The sequence below is a fragment of the Nocardia sp. CWNU-33 genome, assembly GCF_046764895.1.
Lineage (GTDB): Bacteria > Actinomycetota > Actinomycetes > Mycobacteriales > Mycobacteriaceae > Nocardia.
This window is the reverse complement of sequence record NZ_JBKOQN010000008.1, coordinates 116,249-132,151: the sequence shown is the minus strand read 5'-3', so window position 1 is coordinate 132,151 and position 15,903 is coordinate 116,249. Positions and strand designations below refer to the sequence as shown.

Genomic DNA, 15,903 nt, shown 5'->3' with positions numbered 1-15,903 from the left:
ACACGATGACACACCGACCAGAGGACTGACGAGACCCGTGCCTGCGCTGACACTGACGAGGTTGCTACGGATTGGTGAGGGTCGCACGGTCAAGCGCCTGGCCCATCTCGCGGACGAAGTCCTCACGCTCGGTTCGGAGATCGAGCTGTTCACCGACGCCGAGCTGCGGGCCAAGACCGACGAGTTCAGGGAACGCTACGCCGACGGTGAGTTGCTGGACGACCTGCTGCTCGAGGCGTTCGCCGTCGCGCGCGAGGCATCCTGGCGAGTGCTGAACCAGAAGCACTACAAGGTGCAGATCATGGGTGGCGCGGCGCTGCATCTGGGCAATATCGCCGAGATGAAGACCGGTGAGGGCAAGACGCTCACCTCGGTGCTGCCTGCCTACCTGAACGCGATCAGCGGCGAGGGTGTGCACATCGTCACCACCAACGACTACCTCGCCAAGCGCGACTCCGAGTGGATGGGCCGTGTGCACCGCTTCCTCGGTCTCGAGGTCGGGGTGATCCTGTCCGGCATGACGCCCGCGCAGCGGCGCACGTCCTACCACGCCGACATCACCTACGGCACCAACAACGAGTTCGGTTTCGACTACCTGCGCGACAACATGACGCACTCGCTGGACGATCTGGTGCAGCGCGGCCACAACTTCGCCGTCGTCGACGAGGTCGACTCCATCCTCATCGACGAGGCGCGCACCCCACTGATCATCTCGGGTCCTGCGGACGCTTCCAGCAAGTGGTACGCGGAGTTCGCCAGGATCGCGCCGCTGCTGAAGAAGGACCTGCACTACGAGGTCGACATCAAAAAGCGCACCATCGGTGTGCACGAGGCCGGCGTCGAGTTCATCGAGGACCAGCTCGGTATCGACAACCTCTACGAGGCTGCCAATTCGCCGCTGGTCAGCTACGTGAACAACGCTATCAAGGCCAAAGAGCTCTACGTGCGCGACAAGGACTACATCGTCCGCGACGGCGAGGTGATCATCGTCGACGAGTTCACCGGACGCATCCTGGTCGGCCGCCGCTACAACGAAGGCATGCACCAGGCGATCGAGGCCAAGGAAGGCGTCGAGATCCAGCCGGAGAATCAGACCCTGGCCACGATCACGCTGCAGAACTACTTCCGTCTCTACGACAAGCTCTCCGGCATGACCGGTACCGCGGAGACCGAGGCGGCCGAGCTGCACTCGATCTACGCCCTCGGTGTGGTGCCGATTCCGACGAACAAGCCGATGGTCCGCGCGGACCAGTCGGACCTGATCTACAAGACCGAAGAGGCCAAGTTCGCCGCCGTCGTCGATGACGTCACCGAGCGGCACGAAAAGGGCCAGCCGGTGCTGATCGGTACCACCAGCGTCGAACGCTCGGAGTACCTGTCCAAGCAGTTCACCAAGCGCGGCATCCCGCACAACGTGCTGAATGCGAAGTTCCACGAGAAGGAAGCCGAGATCATCGCCGAGGCCGGGCGGCCCGGCGCGGTGACCGTGGCGACCAATATGGCCGGTCGTGGTACCGACATCGTGCTCGGCGGCAACCCGGACATCATCACCGACATCATCCTGCGCAAGGAGGGCCTCGATCCGGTCGAGACGCCGGACGAGTACCAGGCCGCGTGGCTGCCCACGCTGGAGCGGGTCAAGGCGACGACCTCCGAGGACGCCGAGGATGTGCGCGATGCCGGTGGGCTGTATGTGCTCGGCACCGAGCGGCACGAATCGCGTCGTATCGACAACCAGCTGCGTGGTCGTTCCGGCCGCCAGGGCGACCCCGGCGAGTCCCGCTTCTACCTGTCGCTGGGTGACGAGCTGATGCGCCGCTTCAACGGCGCGGCGCTGGAAGCCATCATGACCCGGCTGAACCTGCCCGATGATGTGCCGATCGAGGCGAAGATGGTCTCCAAGGCCATCAAGAGCGCGCAGACCCAGGTCGAGCAGCAGAACTTCGAGATCCGCAAGAACGTGCTCAAGTACGACGAGGTGATGAACCAGCAGCGCACCATCATCTACGGCGAGCGCAACAGGATCCTGCGTGGTGAGGACATGGAGGGCCAGGTCCAGAGCATGATCACCGACGTGATCAGCGCATATGTCGACGGCGCCACCGCCGAGGGCTATGTGGAGGACTGGGATCTGGACAAGCTGTGGGCGGCGTTGAAGACGTTGTACCCGGTGAGCATCGACGTCAAGGAGCTGACCGGCGAGACCTCGGTCGGCGAGGCGGGTGACCTGACCAGTGAGGAACTGGCCGACGCACTGCTCGACGACGCGCATGACGCGTACGAGAAGCGCGAGCAAGAGATCGACGGTCTCGCCGGCGACGGCAGCATGCGCAACCTCGAACGTCAGGTGTTGCTTTCGGTGCTGGACCGTAAGTGGCGCGAGCACCTCTACGAGATGGACTACCTCAAGGAGGGCATCGGCCTGCGCGCGATGGCGCAGCGTGACCCGCTCGTCGAGTACCAGCGTGAGGGCTTCGACATGTTCTCCGCGATGCTGGAGGGCCTGAAGGAGGAGTCGGTCGGCTTCCTGTTCAACCTGCAGGTCGAGGTCCAGCAGCCGCAGCCGGAGGGTGTTTCGGTGGACACCGGCCTGCGCTCGCCGGTCGGCGCCATGTCGGCTCCCCGTCCGCTGCCCACCCAGCAGGCCCCGGTCGCCAACGGTGCACCGGCCGCGTTGCGTGCCAAGGGCATCGACGAATCCGGCTCTCGCGGCTTCCACTATTCGGGCCCTGCCGAGGACGGACACGCCCAGATACACGACGACGCCGAGGAGTACGGCGACGGCACCACCCGCCGCGAACGCCGCGAGGCGGCCCGCGGCCAGGCCAAGCCGAAGCGCGCCCCGAAGACCCGCCGCAGGCACTGACGGCCGCGAGCGGAACTCAATAGCGAAGGCGCCCATGGACACTCCGAGTCCATGGGCGCTTTCGCGTATCAATACCGGGGCGACGGGTGCGCCGCTAGGTTCGAGGTATGGATCGCAGCGCTGTCGAGGTGTGGGTCGCGGGCTACGAACAGGCCTGGCGAACACCGGGGACGCGGGGACTGAGTGAGCTCTTCACCGCCGATATCCGGTATCTGATGTCACCGTGGTCGGAGCCGGTGGTCGGTTTGGTTGCGCTGGAGGCGTTTTGGGAGGCCGGGCGGGACGGACCCGATGAAGCGTTCACTATGCGGTCGGAGATCGTCGCGGTGGACGGGTCCACCGCCGTCGTCCGGGTTGCGGTCGAGTACGTGAGGGATCAACCGTCTCGGTGGCGCGATTTGTGGGTGTTGCGGTTCGATCGGGACGGGCGTTGCGCGTGGTTCGAGGAGTGGCCGTTCGCGCCGGGGCAGCCCGACGGGCACTAGTCGGACCGCCAATGTTCGGTAGCAATCGGCTATGACTACCTGTTGCCGGTAGTAAACTCGCCGAACCACTGGGTGAACACTCGAGTCGAGGCGGTATCGCATGGTCGACACCGAAGTGCTGGTTGTTGGCGCTGGCCCGGTCGGGCTGACCGCGGCAATCGAGTTGGCTCGACGCGGTGTCCGCTGCCGGATCGTCGAGGCAGCTGCCGAGCCGTCGCAGTACCCGAACGCGGTGGGAATCCAGCCGCGAACCCTCGAAGTATTCGAGGGTATGGGGGTGCTGCACGAGGTGCTCGACGCCTCGATCCAGCTGCGCGGCCAGATTGTGTACATCAACGGCGCGGAGGTGGCCAGGATGGAGACCGCAGTGCCCGCCGACGTGCCCTACGCGTTCATCGGGCTTCCGCAAAACGAGACCGAGCGCATCCTGCGGGAGCGCCTCGCTTCGACGGGTACCCGGGTCGAGCGCGGCACGAACTCACGGCCTTCGAGCGGGACGACGACGGTGTCGACGCGGTGGTCCTCGATGCGGACGGCGGGCACGCCATCCGCGCGCACTACCTCGTCGGCTCCGATGGAGCGCACGGCGTCGTCCGCAAGACTCTCGGCCTCTCCTTCGAAGGCGCGGCGTTCGCCGAGTAGTGCCGTAGAGGGCATCGGGGCCGGAGAATCGGACCCGGACTTCGTGCTACGGCGTGAGGCCCAACTGCTGATCGACTACCGCGACAGTCCCATCGTCGCGAGCTCCACCGACGGTGCGCCGGGTCCGTGCGCGGGCAGTCGTGCACCGGAGGCCACCGGTCTGATACGGGACGCGGTCACCTTCCCGATTCGGCTGTTCTCGTTGCTCGGGCGGACGAACCACACCACCCTCCTCTACGTCGACGACGGCACCGGTGTCGATGCGATCGAGGCTTTGGAAGGCCTTGCCGACGCCGCCCGTCGTGCGGCACATGGGCAAATGGACGTATACCTTGTTGCCGCGCCGGGGGCCGCCGTCGACGGGACGGTACTGCCGGTGATCCGTGACCGTGATGCGGACTTCGCGCGCATGTACCGCGCTGAGGGTGGCGATGTCTATGTCGTCCGACCCGATGGGTACCTGGGCTTCGCTCAGCCGGCCGCCTCGGCCGACGATCTGGCCAAGTACCTTGGGTCCACTTTCCGCTGACCGGGCAGGCGCCCGCACTCGTGGCAGGTCCGACGGGCATTGGACCCGTGTGCACGGTCGGTTCCGGGTGTCGAGGGTGGCGTCGAAGGATTTGAACGCCGTCTTCCCGGAATGTTTGCGGCGCAGGCGATTTCGCCACGGTGACGGCATCGGACCGAGTTCGGCGAACAGTGCCGCGCGCCGTACCCATGATCTGCGGCGCGGTCCCGAGTTTCTTGCGCGCCTGCAATCCGAGTTCGTTCAAGCGGTGACGATTGCACTTGACGTATAGCGACAGTATTTTTACAGTGACAGTAATTTACTGAACAACTAGAGAGCGGCAATTCATGACGACCACCGATGACATCCTGGAACTGAGCGCGCGTTGGGCCGCGGCCGAACAGCGCGCGGATACCGCCGAACTCGACCACATCACGACCGCCGATTTCACCCTGGTCGGACCACTCGGCTTCGTCCTCGACAAACAGCAGTGGCTAGCTCGCTACCGCACGGGTGGACTGGTCACCAAGACGCTGACCTGGCATGACGTAACCGTCCGCGAGTACGGCAATGCTGCCGTCGCGGTCGGTGTGCACACCCAGGAGGCCGAATTCCAGGGCACGTCGGCCGACGGCTCGTTCCGTGCCACGCACATCTTCACCCACGACGGCGTGCGGTGGGCGCTGGCCGGAATGCATCTCTCCCCGGTCGGTGCGATGCCGTTCCAGCCGCCCGCGAGCTGAGGAGCACCGCGATGCGGGTCAGTATCAGCATGACGAATTTCACCCTGCCGGGCGGCCCGCCGGAGCTGCGCGACTATCTGACGCGAATCGCGCGGGTCGCGGACGAGTCGGGCATCGATACCCTATGGGTGCCCGACCATCTGCTTCCCGCCGATCCGATGAGCGCGATCGACGCCCCCATGCTCGAGGCATGCACCACACTGGGATTCCTTGCGGCACAAACGGAACGGGTGCGCCTGGGCACCCTGGTCACCGCAGTGCACTTCCGTCCGCCCAGCGTAACGGTCAAGGCGATCAGCACCCTCGATGTGCTGACCGGTGGTCGTGCCTGGTTCGGTATCGGCGCAGGCTACCAACAGGATGAAGCACTCGCGATGGGGTTGTCGTTGCCGTCGGTCTCCGAACGCTTCGAACGTCTGGAGGAGACGCTGCGGCTGGCGCGTCAAATGTGGGCAGGTGACACTTCGCCATTCGTCGGCGTCCACTACCGGCTGGAGCATCCGGCGAACAGCCCGAACACTCTGCGCCGCCCGCACCCGCCCATCCTCGTCGGCGGTGCCGGGGAGCGTCGGACGCTGCGGTTGGTCGCGCGATACGCCGATGCTTGCAATCTGTTCGACATCCCCGACGGCGGAAAGACGCTGCGGCACAAGCTCGCCGTGCTCGCCGAGCACTGCGCCGAGACCGACCGGCCGTACGGCGACATCGACAAGACCGTCACCACGGCTCTGGCGCCGGGGGAGTCGGCCGCGCAATTCGCACGCCGATGCGCCGACCTGGCGAAACTCGGTGCCGAGCACATCGTGGTGATCACCCGCAACGTCCCGTGGACCGACGAGGCGGTGCGCATCGTCGCCGCGGGCGCTGCGGACATGCCGCAGCCGTAGCCCTACTCGCCGCGGTCCAGTTTCCAGGAGTCGTTGGAGTTCAAGGCGGTGAGCAGCAGGCGGATCGCGGCTACTCGGCGCTCTTTGCCCGGCAGTTGGTCGAGAGCGCATTCAGGGTCGGTGGGCGGGCCCAGGTGGGTGCAGCCGCGGGGGCAGTCCTCGATGGCGGTCGCCAGGTCGGTGAAGGCGGAGATGACGTCGTCGGGAGTGATGTGGGCGAGGCCGAAGGAGCGAACCCCCGGGGTGTCGATGACCCAGCCGCCGGCGAGCAGGGGCAGCGCGACGGATTGGGTGGAGGTGTGGCGGCCCTTGCCGACGCCGGAGACGATGCCGACGGCCCTATCCGCGTCGGGGACAAGCCGATTCACCAATGTGGACTTGCCGACGCCGGAGTGGCCGATGAGCGCGGTGAGGTTGCCGTCGAGTAGTTCGTTGATCGGGCCGAGTGGATCATCGATGCCGCCGTAGACGATGGTGAGGTCGAGATCGTCGAAGGCTGCGGCGAATTCGGATTCGGCGGCCAGGTCGTGTTTGGTCAGACACAGGATGGGTTGCAGCCCACCGGCATACGCTGCGACCATGGCGCGCTCGACGAAACCGGTGCGCGGCGGCGGGTCGGCGAGCGCGACCACGATGAACAGCTGTTCGGCATTGCCTACCACGATCCGTTCGAAGGGGTCGGTGTCATCGGCGGTGCGGCGCAATACTGTTCGGCGTTCGGAAACACGGACGATGCGGGCGAGGGTGTCGGGCCTACCGGACAGATCACCGACCACGTCCACCTGATCGCCGACCACGATCGGGGTGCGGCCGAGTTCACGGGCCCGCATCGCGACGATCGGTCGATCCGGGTCGCCGCCGAGCACGCACCCCCAGCGGCCGCGGTCCACCGCGACAACCATCGCGGATTCCGCATCATTGTGCTGCGGACGGGTTTTCGTGCGGGGACGAGAACTTTTGCCCGGGCGCACCCGGACATCGGATTCGTCGTACTCGCGACGCCTCAGTGTGCCGCTCCCTGGTCCGAGAGTGTCGGATCGAGCATCTGCTCCCACAGCGCGACGAAACCGGGCAACGTCTTGGCTGTCGTGCCGATGTCCTCGATCTCGATACCAGGCACCCGAAGTCCGAGAATCGCACCCGCCGTTGCCATTCGGTGATCGGCGTAGGAGTGCCAGATGCCACCGTGCAGCGGGGCCGGGATAATCTCCAGCCCGTCCTCGGTCTCGGTGACATTGCCGCCGAGCCGGTTGATCTCGGTGGACAGTGCCGCGAGGCGGTCGGTCTCATGGCCGCGCAGATGCGCGATACCACGCAGCTGGGACGGCGAATCCGCCAGTGCGGCAAGGGCTGCCACGGTGGGGGTCAGCTCGCCGACGTCGTGCAGGTCGATGTCGATGCCCGCCAGGCGCTCCGGGCCGCGCACGGTGAGCACGCCGTCGAAGCGGCTCGTCTCGGCGCCCATGCGCACCAGGATTTCCCGGATCACATCGCCGGGCTGGGTGGTGATCCGCGGCCAATGCGGAATGCGCACCTCGCCGCCGGTGATCGCAGCGGCGGCCAGGAACGGTGTGGCATTGGACAGATCGGGCTCGATATCCCAATCCACCGCGCGGATCGGCCCCGGCGCGACGGTCCAGGTCTGGGCCTTGCGGCTATCCGCGGGCGCCTCAACGGCGACATCGGCCCGCCGCAGCATCTCCACGGTCATCTCGATATGTGGCATCGAGGGCAGCGCCTTGCCGTCGTGGTGCACGACCACACCCTCGTCGAATCGGGCTGCCGACAACAGCAGTCCCGACACGAACTGGGAGGACCCCGACGCGTCGATGGTGACCTTGCCACCACGCAACGCGCCCTTGCCGTGCACGGTGAACGGCATCGCACTGCCATCGATATCGGCGCCGAGCCTGCGCAGTGCGTCCAAGATGGTGCCGAGCGGTCTGACCCGCGCCTGCTCATCGCCGTCGAATGCCACGTCGCCGCTCGCCAGCGCCGCCACCGGCGGCAGGAACCGCATCACGGTGCCCGCCAGCCCACAGTCGACAGTGCCGCCGCCCAGCGGAGCCGGCGTGACGGTGAGCGTGTCGCCGTCACCCTCGATGCCCACGCCCATGGCGCGCAACGCACCGATCATCAGATTGGTATCGCGACTGCGCAGCGCGCCGGAGATCGTCGAAGGGCCATCGGCAAGGGCAGCCAGGATCAAGGCCCGGTTGGTGATCGATTTAGATCCGGGCAAGGTCACGGTCGCGTGCACGGGTACATCGACATGGGGCGCTGGCCAGAAACTCACCTGTCCATCTTCGCCCATCGCGCAGTCGGACACGCGGGCGGTGTTGTTTTTGCAGCGCCTTCGGCGCTGCGTGTTCGCGGCCCCCTTGGTCTCGCTTCCGAGCCGTCGAGACTCGCGACTTCGTCGCATGCGCTTCGACGGCTCGGAAGCGAGACGGGCCGCGAACTTTAGTGCTCGGTCTCGCTGCGCTCGGAAGGTGTCATCGTGCCGAGGGGTTGCGTCTGTGGGGATCTTGCGACTTGTTGTCTGCGCTTCGGGTGCTCGAACGCGAGACGGGTCGTGGACTCTAGTGCAGGGTCTCGCTGCGCTCGGAAGGTGTCATCGTGCCGAGTGGGGGCGTCGATAGGGATTGTCGCGACCTTGTTGGGTGTTGTTGGGTGACCTTGGCACTGCCCGTTCGGTGAGTTGGCCGCGTGGTGAGTTGGCCGCCCGGCCACGGGCTTTTGTCGGTGGCCGGGCGGTATCCAGAAGTCGGCTTACTTGTGGCGGCCGTGCAGGAGTGGGACGAGTTTGCGCAGCAGCTTCATGGTGGAGTCGGTGCGCGAGTAGCTCAGTAGCGCCATGCCGGGGATGGCGAAGCGCTGCACGGCGATCGAGTGCGGGCGGGAGAATTCGCGCAGGCCGGGCTCGCCGTGGATGCGGCCGATGCCGGAATCGCCGACGCCGCCGAAGGGCAGGCCTGCGATAGCGGCGAAGGCGAGCACGGAGTTGACCGAGGTGGCGCCGACGCGCAGCCTGCGGGCGATCTCCAGGCCGTTCTTCTTGGAGTACACCGCAGAGGACAGGCCGTACTTGGACTTATTGGCCAGTTCGACCGCCTCGTCCACGCCGTCCACAGTGCGGATGGTGATGGTCGGGCCGAAGGTCTCCTCGCACACCGCTTCGGAGTTCTCGTCCACATCGACGAGCACCACCGGCTCGATGAACGGCGCCTTGACCGATTCCGGCCCACCGAGGACCGCGGTGCCACCGTTCTTCAGCGCGTCCTCGATATGACGGCGCACGATGTCGACCTGGCTCGGCATGGTCATCGGGCCGTAGGCGGCACCGGCACCGGATCCGGGCTTGATGTCGGTCAGAATGCGCTTCACCTCGGTGACGAACGCGTCGCGCACCGAACGATCCACGTACACGCGCTCCACGCCCGCGCAGGTCTGGCCGCTGTTGGCGGTGGCGCCCCAGGCGACCGCGTCGGCGGCGGCCTTGATGTCGGCGTCACCCGCGACGATCACCGCGTCCTTGCCGCCGCATTCCAGCAGCACCGGGGTCAGTGAGTCTGCTGCCGCGGCCATGATGCGCTTGCCGGTGGCGGTGGAGCCGGTGAACGCGAGCTTGTCCACGCCGGACTTGACCAGCGCCGCGCCGGTGGCGCCGAAACCGTTGATGGTCTCGAAAACGCCTTCCGGCAGTTCCGGATTGGCCTTCTTGAACGCCTCGGAGAGGAAATTGCCGATGCTGGTGGAGAATTCGCTCGGCTTGAACACCACGGTATTGCCCGCGGCGAGCGCGTAGGCGATGGAGCCGTTGGGAGTGTAGACGGGGTAGTTCCATGGGCCGATCACGCCGACAACGCCCAGCGGGCGCTGCTCGAGGCGGGCGGAGAAGTTCGACATCAGCACGCCGGGGAAGACTTTCTTCGGCGAGAGGACCTTCTTGGCGTTCTTCGCTGCCCAGGCGATGTGCTCGAGTGCGAGCATCAGCTCCAGGAAAGCGTCGTCGAGCGGCTTGCCGTTCTCCTGGTGGATCAGCGCGCAGAACTCGTCGGAACTCGTGACCAGCTGGGTCGACCAGCGCAGCAGGTGCTTGCGGCGCTCGTCGAAGCTCAGCGTCCCCCAGGTCGCGGCGGCGGTGCGGGCCTTGGCCACTGCCGCGTGCACCGCGTCTTCATCGGCGACGGTGTGCGTGGCGATGATCTCGCCCGTGGCAGGGTCGACCGACGTCAGCGCCGTGTCTGGCGCGGCCGGGGTGGTCTCGATGGTGGTCACGGTGGGTTTCTCCTCTTGCCGGTAACGGCGGCCGGACGTGGCGGTCGGTGCGCGTGCCGGAACGGGCGACGTAAGTTACCGTCCATTCCTTGAGAGAATGCTATGTCAGAACTCTCACGAGGTCACCTACTACCTTCAATTGTTCCCGACTCTGTCGGCCCTCGGTGGGAGTATCGACATATGTGCGGACGATATGCGACGACCACCGATCCCGGCCGGCTTGCCGTCGAGCTGGACGCCATCGATGAGACCGATACCAGAACCGACGCGCGGACCGGTGGTTTCACGAACTACAACGTCGCGCCGACCACCCAGGTGCTGACGGTTGTCGAGCGCCACGAGCACGGAACCAAAGACGACGATGCGCGGCTGCGGATCCGGCGAATGCGCTGGGGCCTCATCCCGACGTGGACCAAAGCCGCCGAGCCTGGTGTGCCGGTGAAGGGCAAGCCGCTGTTCAATGCCCGCGCCGACAAGGCCGCCACTACCGCATCGTTCCGCGATGCGGTGAAGTACCGGCGCTGCCTGGTGCCGATGGACGGCTGGTACGAATGGGTCGTCGAGCCCGACGCGCTCGCCGGGGCCAAGGGGAAGGTGGCCAAGCATCCGTTCTACATGTCGGCCGCCGACGCTTCCCGGTTGTACATGGCCGGTCTGTGGTCGGTGTGGCGCGATCGAACGCAGCCGGCGAGTGAGCCGATGTTGTCGTGCACGATTCTGACCACGGACGCGGTGGGCGATCTGACGCACATCCACGATCGGATGCCGTTGCCGATGCCGAAGGAGCACTGGGACGCCTGGCTCGATCCGGACCATCCCGCGCCCGCCACCCTGCTGGAGACCCCCAGTATCGACGCCGTGTCCGGCATCGTGGCACGGCCGGTGCCGGATCTGGTCAACAGCGTGCGCAACAACGGTCCAGAACTGCTGGCCCGGGTATCGGGCGCGGCGGCGGACATCGAGCAGGCCGGGCAGATCAGCCTGTTGTGATCGCCCGGCCTGTCGGTGTCGCTAGCGGTGATTCAGAGCTGGCACTTGACGCTGGCCGTCACAATGTTCAGCCCGCACTTGATGATGCCGGTGATCAGGTCGATGATCTTGGTGGTCACTCCACCACCGAGTTTCTCGGCCTTATCGGCCTTTTCATCCTTCGTCTGGGTGCTCCCTTTGCTCGGTGCGTCGTCGGCGCCGAGCCCGTCGAACGGGAAGTCGGCGATCTGAGTCACCGAGGGACGGTTGGGGGCAGCCGCGGCCGCTGGAACTTGTAGCGCCACCGAACCAAAGGCTAGGACCAGCGCACCGAACAGGGAGACGATCATGGTGCGCAGAGACATTTCGCATCACATCCTCGGGTCGGACGAATCTGGGTCTGTCCAGTAACGCACAGGTAGCACGGAATCCGTGTCGATTACACCGATGTGACCGGCGCGGTGACCGCGTTGGTCAGCCGAACCAGATCGCCGGGCGCGACCTCGATCTCCAGCCCCCGTCGCCCCGCGCTGCACAACACCCGATCCCAGGTCAGCGCGGAGGCGTCCACCACGGTGGGCAGCGGCTTGCGCTGTCCGAGCGGTGAGATGCCGCCGAGCACGTAACCGGTGACCCGTTCGGCCTTCGCTTTGTCTGCCATCGCTGCCTTCGGTGCGCCGAGCGCCGCGGCAGCTGCCTTGAGCGACAACGTATTCGGCACCGGAAGCACCGCGACGGCCAATGTTCCCGTCGACAGCTCGAGCACCAGGGTCTTGAAGATCTGCGCGGCGTCGAGGCCGAGTTCGCCGGCCAGCGCGTCGACAGCTTCGGTGCCGTAGGAATCGGCGCGCGGGTCGTGGGGGTAGGCGTGCACATGGTGGGCGACTCCGGCCTTGGTCAAGGTGCGGATCGCCGGGGTGGAGGCTCCTGCCATGCCGGACACCTTAGTTGCGTGACGGCACAGGCTGACAACGGCTTTTCGATGCCGTGACGTTGCACTGGGAACACAGTCGGGGCCGAGTCTGTTGACGCAAATACACAAGCAGCCTTGTGCACGACGCGAAGGAGAAGTCGGGTGCCCGTTCTGATCGAGGAACGTCCGGTATGGACCGAGGTGTCGCCGACGAATGACCGCCTCCCGTTCGAAATGCTACTGCCGGTAGATTTGGCAGGTACGGCGATCGAAGGGACACGTGTGACGAGCGACGACGATGTGGTGACCGACGGTGAGGTCGGCGCCGCGGTCGACGAAACCGCGCTGGCGCAGCGGTTCGAGCGGGACGCGCTCCCGATGCTCGACCAGCTGTACGGTGCCGCGCTGCGCATGACCAGGAATCCGGCTGACGCCGAGGATCTGGTTCAGGAGACCTACGTCAAGGCATTCCAGGGATTCAAGTCCTTCAAGGAGGGCACCAACCTGCGCGCCTGGCTGTACCGGATCCTGACCAACACTTACATCAACTCCTACCGCAAGAAGCAGCGTCAGCCTGCGCAATACCCGACCGACGAGATCACTGACTGGCAGCTGGCGGCAACCGCCGAGCACACCTCGCAGGGTCTGCGTTCGGCCGAGGTCGAGGCGCTGGACGCGCTGCCGGACGACGACATCAAGGCTGCATTGCAGGAGTTGCCGGAGGAATTCCGGATGGCGGTGTACTACGCCGACGTGGAGGGCTTTCCGTATAAGGAGATCGCCGACATCATGGGTACCCCCATCGGTACGGTGATGTCCCGATTGCATCGCGGGCGCAAGCAGCTGAAGGGTTTGCTCGCGGACGTGGCGCGTGAACGTGGATTCAACCGCAACGAGGCGGAACGCCAGGAGGTCAAGCAGTGAGTACGGAGCGCGACCCCGATATGGAGCTCGATTGCACGGCGGTGCTCGCCGATGTCTGGTTGATGCTCGACGGTGAATGTGACGCCGCGACCCGAGCTCGGTTGCAGCATCACATGGATCACTGCTCGCCCTGCATCGAGGCATACGGCATCGAGGAGAAGATCAAGGGTCTGCTGAGCCGCAAATGCGGTGGCGACCGCGCACCGGACTCGCTGCGTGACCGGCTGACCGTGGAGATCCGCCGATCGGTGACGATCGCCCAGGTCGAATCGCCGCAGGCGACCGAATCCTGATCGCGGGCGACCCCCGAAACGACTGAGCGGCACGCTCTTCCGTCCTGGAGGAGCGTGCCGCTCATGTTCTGTCAGCAGAACGGCTCAGGCGTTCGGCCTCTTGCCATGGTTTGCTGCGTTGCCCTTGCGGCTGCGCTTCTTACGACCACGCTTACCCATCGGTAGTCTCCCTTCTGTTGAAGGCCATTGTTTCATGTGTGGTTGGCTGTACCTTCAGCGGATACAGCGCCGACGAATGAATGGGGTGTCATGGCTGAGGAAGTGCGCGCGGAGATGGTGTCGACAGTGCTGACCGTCGAAGTGACCGTCGGCGACAAGGTGGAACTCGACCAGACCTTGGTGCTGCTCGAGTCCATGAAGATGGAGATCCCGGTGCTCGCCGAGATCGACGGTGAAGTCACCTCGATCGTCGTCGCGCCCGGCCAGGTCCTACAGCAGGGCGACCTGATCGCCGTCATTTCCTGAGCGAACCGAAGCGGCAGACCGAACATGGCGACACTGAGCGAGCTCCTCGCCGAGCACACCGATCTACCCGGCGTCGCGGTAGACCATCTGCAGCGGGTGGTGGGGGACTGGCAGCTGCTCGCCGATCTCTCCTTCGCCGATCTGCTCCTGTGGGTTGGTGCGGGTCCCATTACCGATGGCGCGGACATCGTCTGTGTCGCGCAGTGCCGTCCGACGACAGCGCCCACCGTGCATCCGGAGGATCGGGTGGGCGGGCTTGCCCTCCAGGCCGAACATCCGCAGGTGTTCGACGCATTGGTGACCGGCAAGATCGTGCGCGCCGACAGCGACGTCGAGGCCGAAGGGGTCTACCACCCGCACCCGGTGCATGCCATTCGTGAGGCCATCCCGGTGCGTTGCGGTGACGATGTGATCGCAGTGCTGAGCCGCGACACCGACCTGCAGCGTTCCCGGGTGCGCAGCACCCTGGAGATCGCGTATGTGGCCTGCGCGGACGACCTGTGCCAGATGATCGCCGACGGCACCTTCCCGACCACGGAGGATCGCGCCGCGACGCACTCCAGCCCGCGCGCGGGCGACGGTTTCATCCGGCTCGACACCGAAGGCATCGTGGTCTACGCGAGCCCGAATGCGCTGTCCGCCTATCATCGTATGGGTTTGCAGGCGGATCTGGCAGGCCAGGATCTCGCTGTCACCACACGGTCGCTGATCACCGATCCGTTCGACGCGCAAGAGGTGGTCGGCGATATCCAGGCCGCGCTCGCCGGCCGGACCGGGCGGCGGATGGAGGTCGAGGCCCGCGGTGCGACCGTGCTGCTTCGCACCCTGGTGCTGCGCCCGCACGGCGAGCTGGCCGGTGCCGCGGTGCTGGTGCGTGACGTCACCGAGGTCAAACGCCGCGACCGGGCGTTACTCAGCAAGGACGCGACCATCCGGGAGATCCACCACCGGGTCAAGAACAATCTGCAGACCGTGGCCGCGCTGCTGCGGCTGCAGGCGCGTCGCACCGAGAACGAAGAGGCGCAGGTTGCGCTGACCGAGTCGGTGCGCAGGGTCACCTCGATCGCGTCCGTGCACGAGATGCTGTCGATGTCGGTGGATGAAGAGGTCGATCTCGACGAGGTCGTCGACCGGCTGCTGCCGATCATGGCGGATGTCGCCACCGTGCACACCGCGCGAATCAAGGTGCGCAGGGCAGGCTCGCTCGGTGTCTTTTCCGCGGAGCGGGCGACGCCGCTGGTGATGGTGCTGACCGAGCTGGTGCAGAACGCCATCGAGCATGCCTTCGATTCCGGTGAGAACGGTTCGGTGACAATTCGTTCCGAGCGGTCGGCGCGCTGGCTGGATGTGATCATCAGCGACGACGGCCGCGGCCTGCCGCCCGGCTTCAGCCTGGAATCCTCCGACCGCCTCGGCCTGCAGATCGTGCGCACCCTGGTCACCGCCGAACTGGGCGGTTCGATCGGCCTGCACCCCGGCGCCGACGTCGGCACGGACGCCGTGCTGCGAGTCCCGTTGGGCCGCCGCTCGGGCCGCTGACCAGGACTGGGCCTCAACCTCCGGCGATCCCCTTGACAATCAACAACTTTCGATCGTCCCATGATCAACATCCGCCATTCGCAACCCACCTCACGATCGTCGCAAGCGCACCAACAGGTCGCAACAATCCCTACCAACACACCCACTTCGCCACGATGACACCTGCCGAGCGCAGCGAGACCCAGCGCTAGAGTTCGCAGCCCGTCCCACCTCCACACAAAAGCTGAAGCGCAGCCACCGAAGTCGCAAGCTCAACTACCGCCGCCCCCGCTCGGCACGATGATGTCTTCCGAGCGAAGCGAGACCGAGCACCAGGGTTTGCGGCGCATCCCACCGCTACCGCCGCCGAAGCGCCCGAACTGAAGTCGCAAGCTCAACTACCTCCGCC

15 protein-coding genes and 1 pseudogene are annotated in these 15,903 nt (G+C 65.9%); 10 read left to right on the top strand and 6 right to left on the bottom strand.

What is annotated here, in order from left to right; genetic code table 11:
- Positions 1–37 precede the first annotated feature (37 nt).
- From secA to ACLMAL_RS13250, 5 genes and pseudogenes are all read left to right on the top strand, one after another.
- On the top strand, positions 38–2,866 hold the full coding sequence (gene secA / locus ACLMAL_RS13270) for a preprotein translocase subunit SecA (protein ID WP_411999345.1): 2,829 nt from the start codon (positions 38–40) through the stop codon (positions 2,864–2,866).
- Between the two features lie 107 nt (positions 2,867–2,973).
- Positions 2,974–3,351, top strand: coding sequence for a nuclear transport factor 2 family protein (locus tag ACLMAL_RS13265; protein WP_411999344.1), 378 nt, complete (start codon positions 2,974–2,976; stop codon positions 3,349–3,351).
- Between the two features lie 100 nt (positions 3,352–3,451).
- Positions 3,452–4,522, top strand: a pseudogene (locus ACLMAL_RS13260) (FAD-dependent monooxygenase).
- A gap of 326 nt (positions 4,523–4,848) precedes the next feature.
- Positions 4,849–5,244, top strand: coding sequence for a nuclear transport factor 2 family protein (locus ACLMAL_RS13255; protein ID WP_411999343.1), 396 nt, complete (start codon positions 4,849–4,851; stop codon positions 5,242–5,244).
- Between the two features lie 11 nt (positions 5,245–5,255).
- Positions 5,256–6,131 carry a TIGR03560 family F420-dependent LLM class oxidoreductase gene (locus ACLMAL_RS13250; protein WP_411999342.1) on the top strand — a complete coding sequence of 292 codons (876 nt, stop codon included), beginning with the start codon at positions 5,256–5,258 and terminating at the stop codon, positions 6,129–6,131.
- A 2-nt stretch (positions 6,132–6,133) separates the two neighbouring features.
- On the opposite strand, the gene rsgA is transcribed toward ACLMAL_RS13250, so the two are convergent.
- The 3 genes from rsgA to ACLMAL_RS13235 form a co-directional block, all read right to left on the bottom strand.
- Positions 6,134–7,186, bottom strand: a complete 1,053-nt coding sequence (gene rsgA, locus ACLMAL_RS13245) for a ribosome small subunit-dependent GTPase A (RefSeq protein WP_411999341.1) — start codon at positions 7,184–7,186, stop codon at positions 6,134–6,136.
- On the bottom strand, positions 7,135–8,445 hold the full coding sequence (aroA, locus tag ACLMAL_RS13240; RefSeq protein WP_411999340.1) for a 3-phosphoshikimate 1-carboxyvinyltransferase: 1,311 nt from the start codon (positions 8,443–8,445) through the stop codon (positions 7,135–7,137). The genes rsgA and aroA overlap by 52 nt, the downstream gene beginning before the upstream one ends.
- Before the next feature lie 458 nt (positions 8,446–8,903).
- The gene (locus ACLMAL_RS13235) at positions 8,904–10,412 is read right to left on the bottom strand and encodes an aldehyde dehydrogenase family protein (RefSeq protein ID WP_411999339.1); all 1,509 of its coding nucleotides are present in this window, start codon (positions 10,410–10,412) and stop codon (positions 8,904–8,906) included.
- 180 nt (positions 10,413–10,592) lie between these two features.
- Here ACLMAL_RS13235 and ACLMAL_RS13230 point away from each other — a divergent pair, with 180 nt between their 5' ends.
- Entirely contained in the window at positions 10,593–11,402 is an 810-nt protein-coding gene (locus tag ACLMAL_RS13230) for an SOS response-associated peptidase (protein ID WP_411999338.1), read from the top strand.
- Between the two features lie 32 nt (positions 11,403–11,434).
- On the opposite strand, the gene ACLMAL_RS13225 is transcribed toward ACLMAL_RS13230, so the two are convergent.
- Positions 11,435–11,746 carry a hypothetical protein gene (locus tag ACLMAL_RS13225; protein WP_411999337.1) on the bottom strand — a complete coding sequence of 104 codons (312 nt, stop codon included), beginning with the start codon at positions 11,744–11,746 and terminating at the stop codon, positions 11,435–11,437.
- Positions 11,747–11,820: 74 nt separating this feature from the next.
- Entirely contained in the window at positions 11,821–12,315 is a 495-nt protein-coding gene (ybaK, locus tag ACLMAL_RS13220; protein WP_411999336.1) for a Cys-tRNA(Pro) deacylase, read from the bottom strand.
- A gap of 261 nt (positions 12,316–12,576) precedes the next feature.
- On the opposite strand from ybaK, the gene ACLMAL_RS13215 reads away from it, so the two are divergent.
- Both ACLMAL_RS13215 and rsrA read left to right on the top strand, forming a co-directional pair.
- Entirely contained in the window at positions 12,577–13,218 is a 642-nt protein-coding gene (locus ACLMAL_RS13215; RefSeq protein WP_406239824.1) for a sigma-70 family RNA polymerase sigma factor, read from the top strand.
- 20 nt (positions 13,219–13,238) lie between these two features.
- Positions 13,239–13,511, top strand: coding sequence for a mycothiol system anti-sigma-R factor (gene rsrA / locus ACLMAL_RS13210; RefSeq protein WP_411999474.1), 273 nt, complete (start codon positions 13,239–13,241; stop codon positions 13,509–13,511).
- An 84-nt stretch (positions 13,512–13,595) separates the two neighbouring features.
- Here the strand turns inward: rsrA and ACLMAL_RS13205 are convergent, their stop codons facing one another.
- Positions 13,596–13,670 (bottom strand): 50S ribosomal protein bL37, encoded by a 75-nt coding sequence (locus ACLMAL_RS13205; RefSeq protein WP_022597109.1) that lies wholly within the window; start codon positions 13,668–13,670, stop codon positions 13,596–13,598.
- 90 nt (positions 13,671–13,760) lie between these two features.
- Here ACLMAL_RS13205 and ACLMAL_RS13200 point away from each other — a divergent pair, with 90 nt between their 5' ends.
- On the top strand, positions 13,761–13,976 hold the full coding sequence (locus tag ACLMAL_RS13200) for a biotin/lipoyl-binding carrier protein (RefSeq protein WP_328405319.1): 216 nt from the start codon (positions 13,761–13,763) through the stop codon (positions 13,974–13,976).
- Positions 13,977–14,000: 24 nt separating this feature from the next.
- Positions 14,001–15,515, top strand: coding sequence for a sensor histidine kinase (locus tag ACLMAL_RS13195; RefSeq protein WP_328405314.1), 1,515 nt, complete (start codon positions 14,001–14,003; stop codon positions 15,513–15,515).
- The last annotated feature ends 388 nt before the right edge of the window (positions 15,516–15,903 follow it).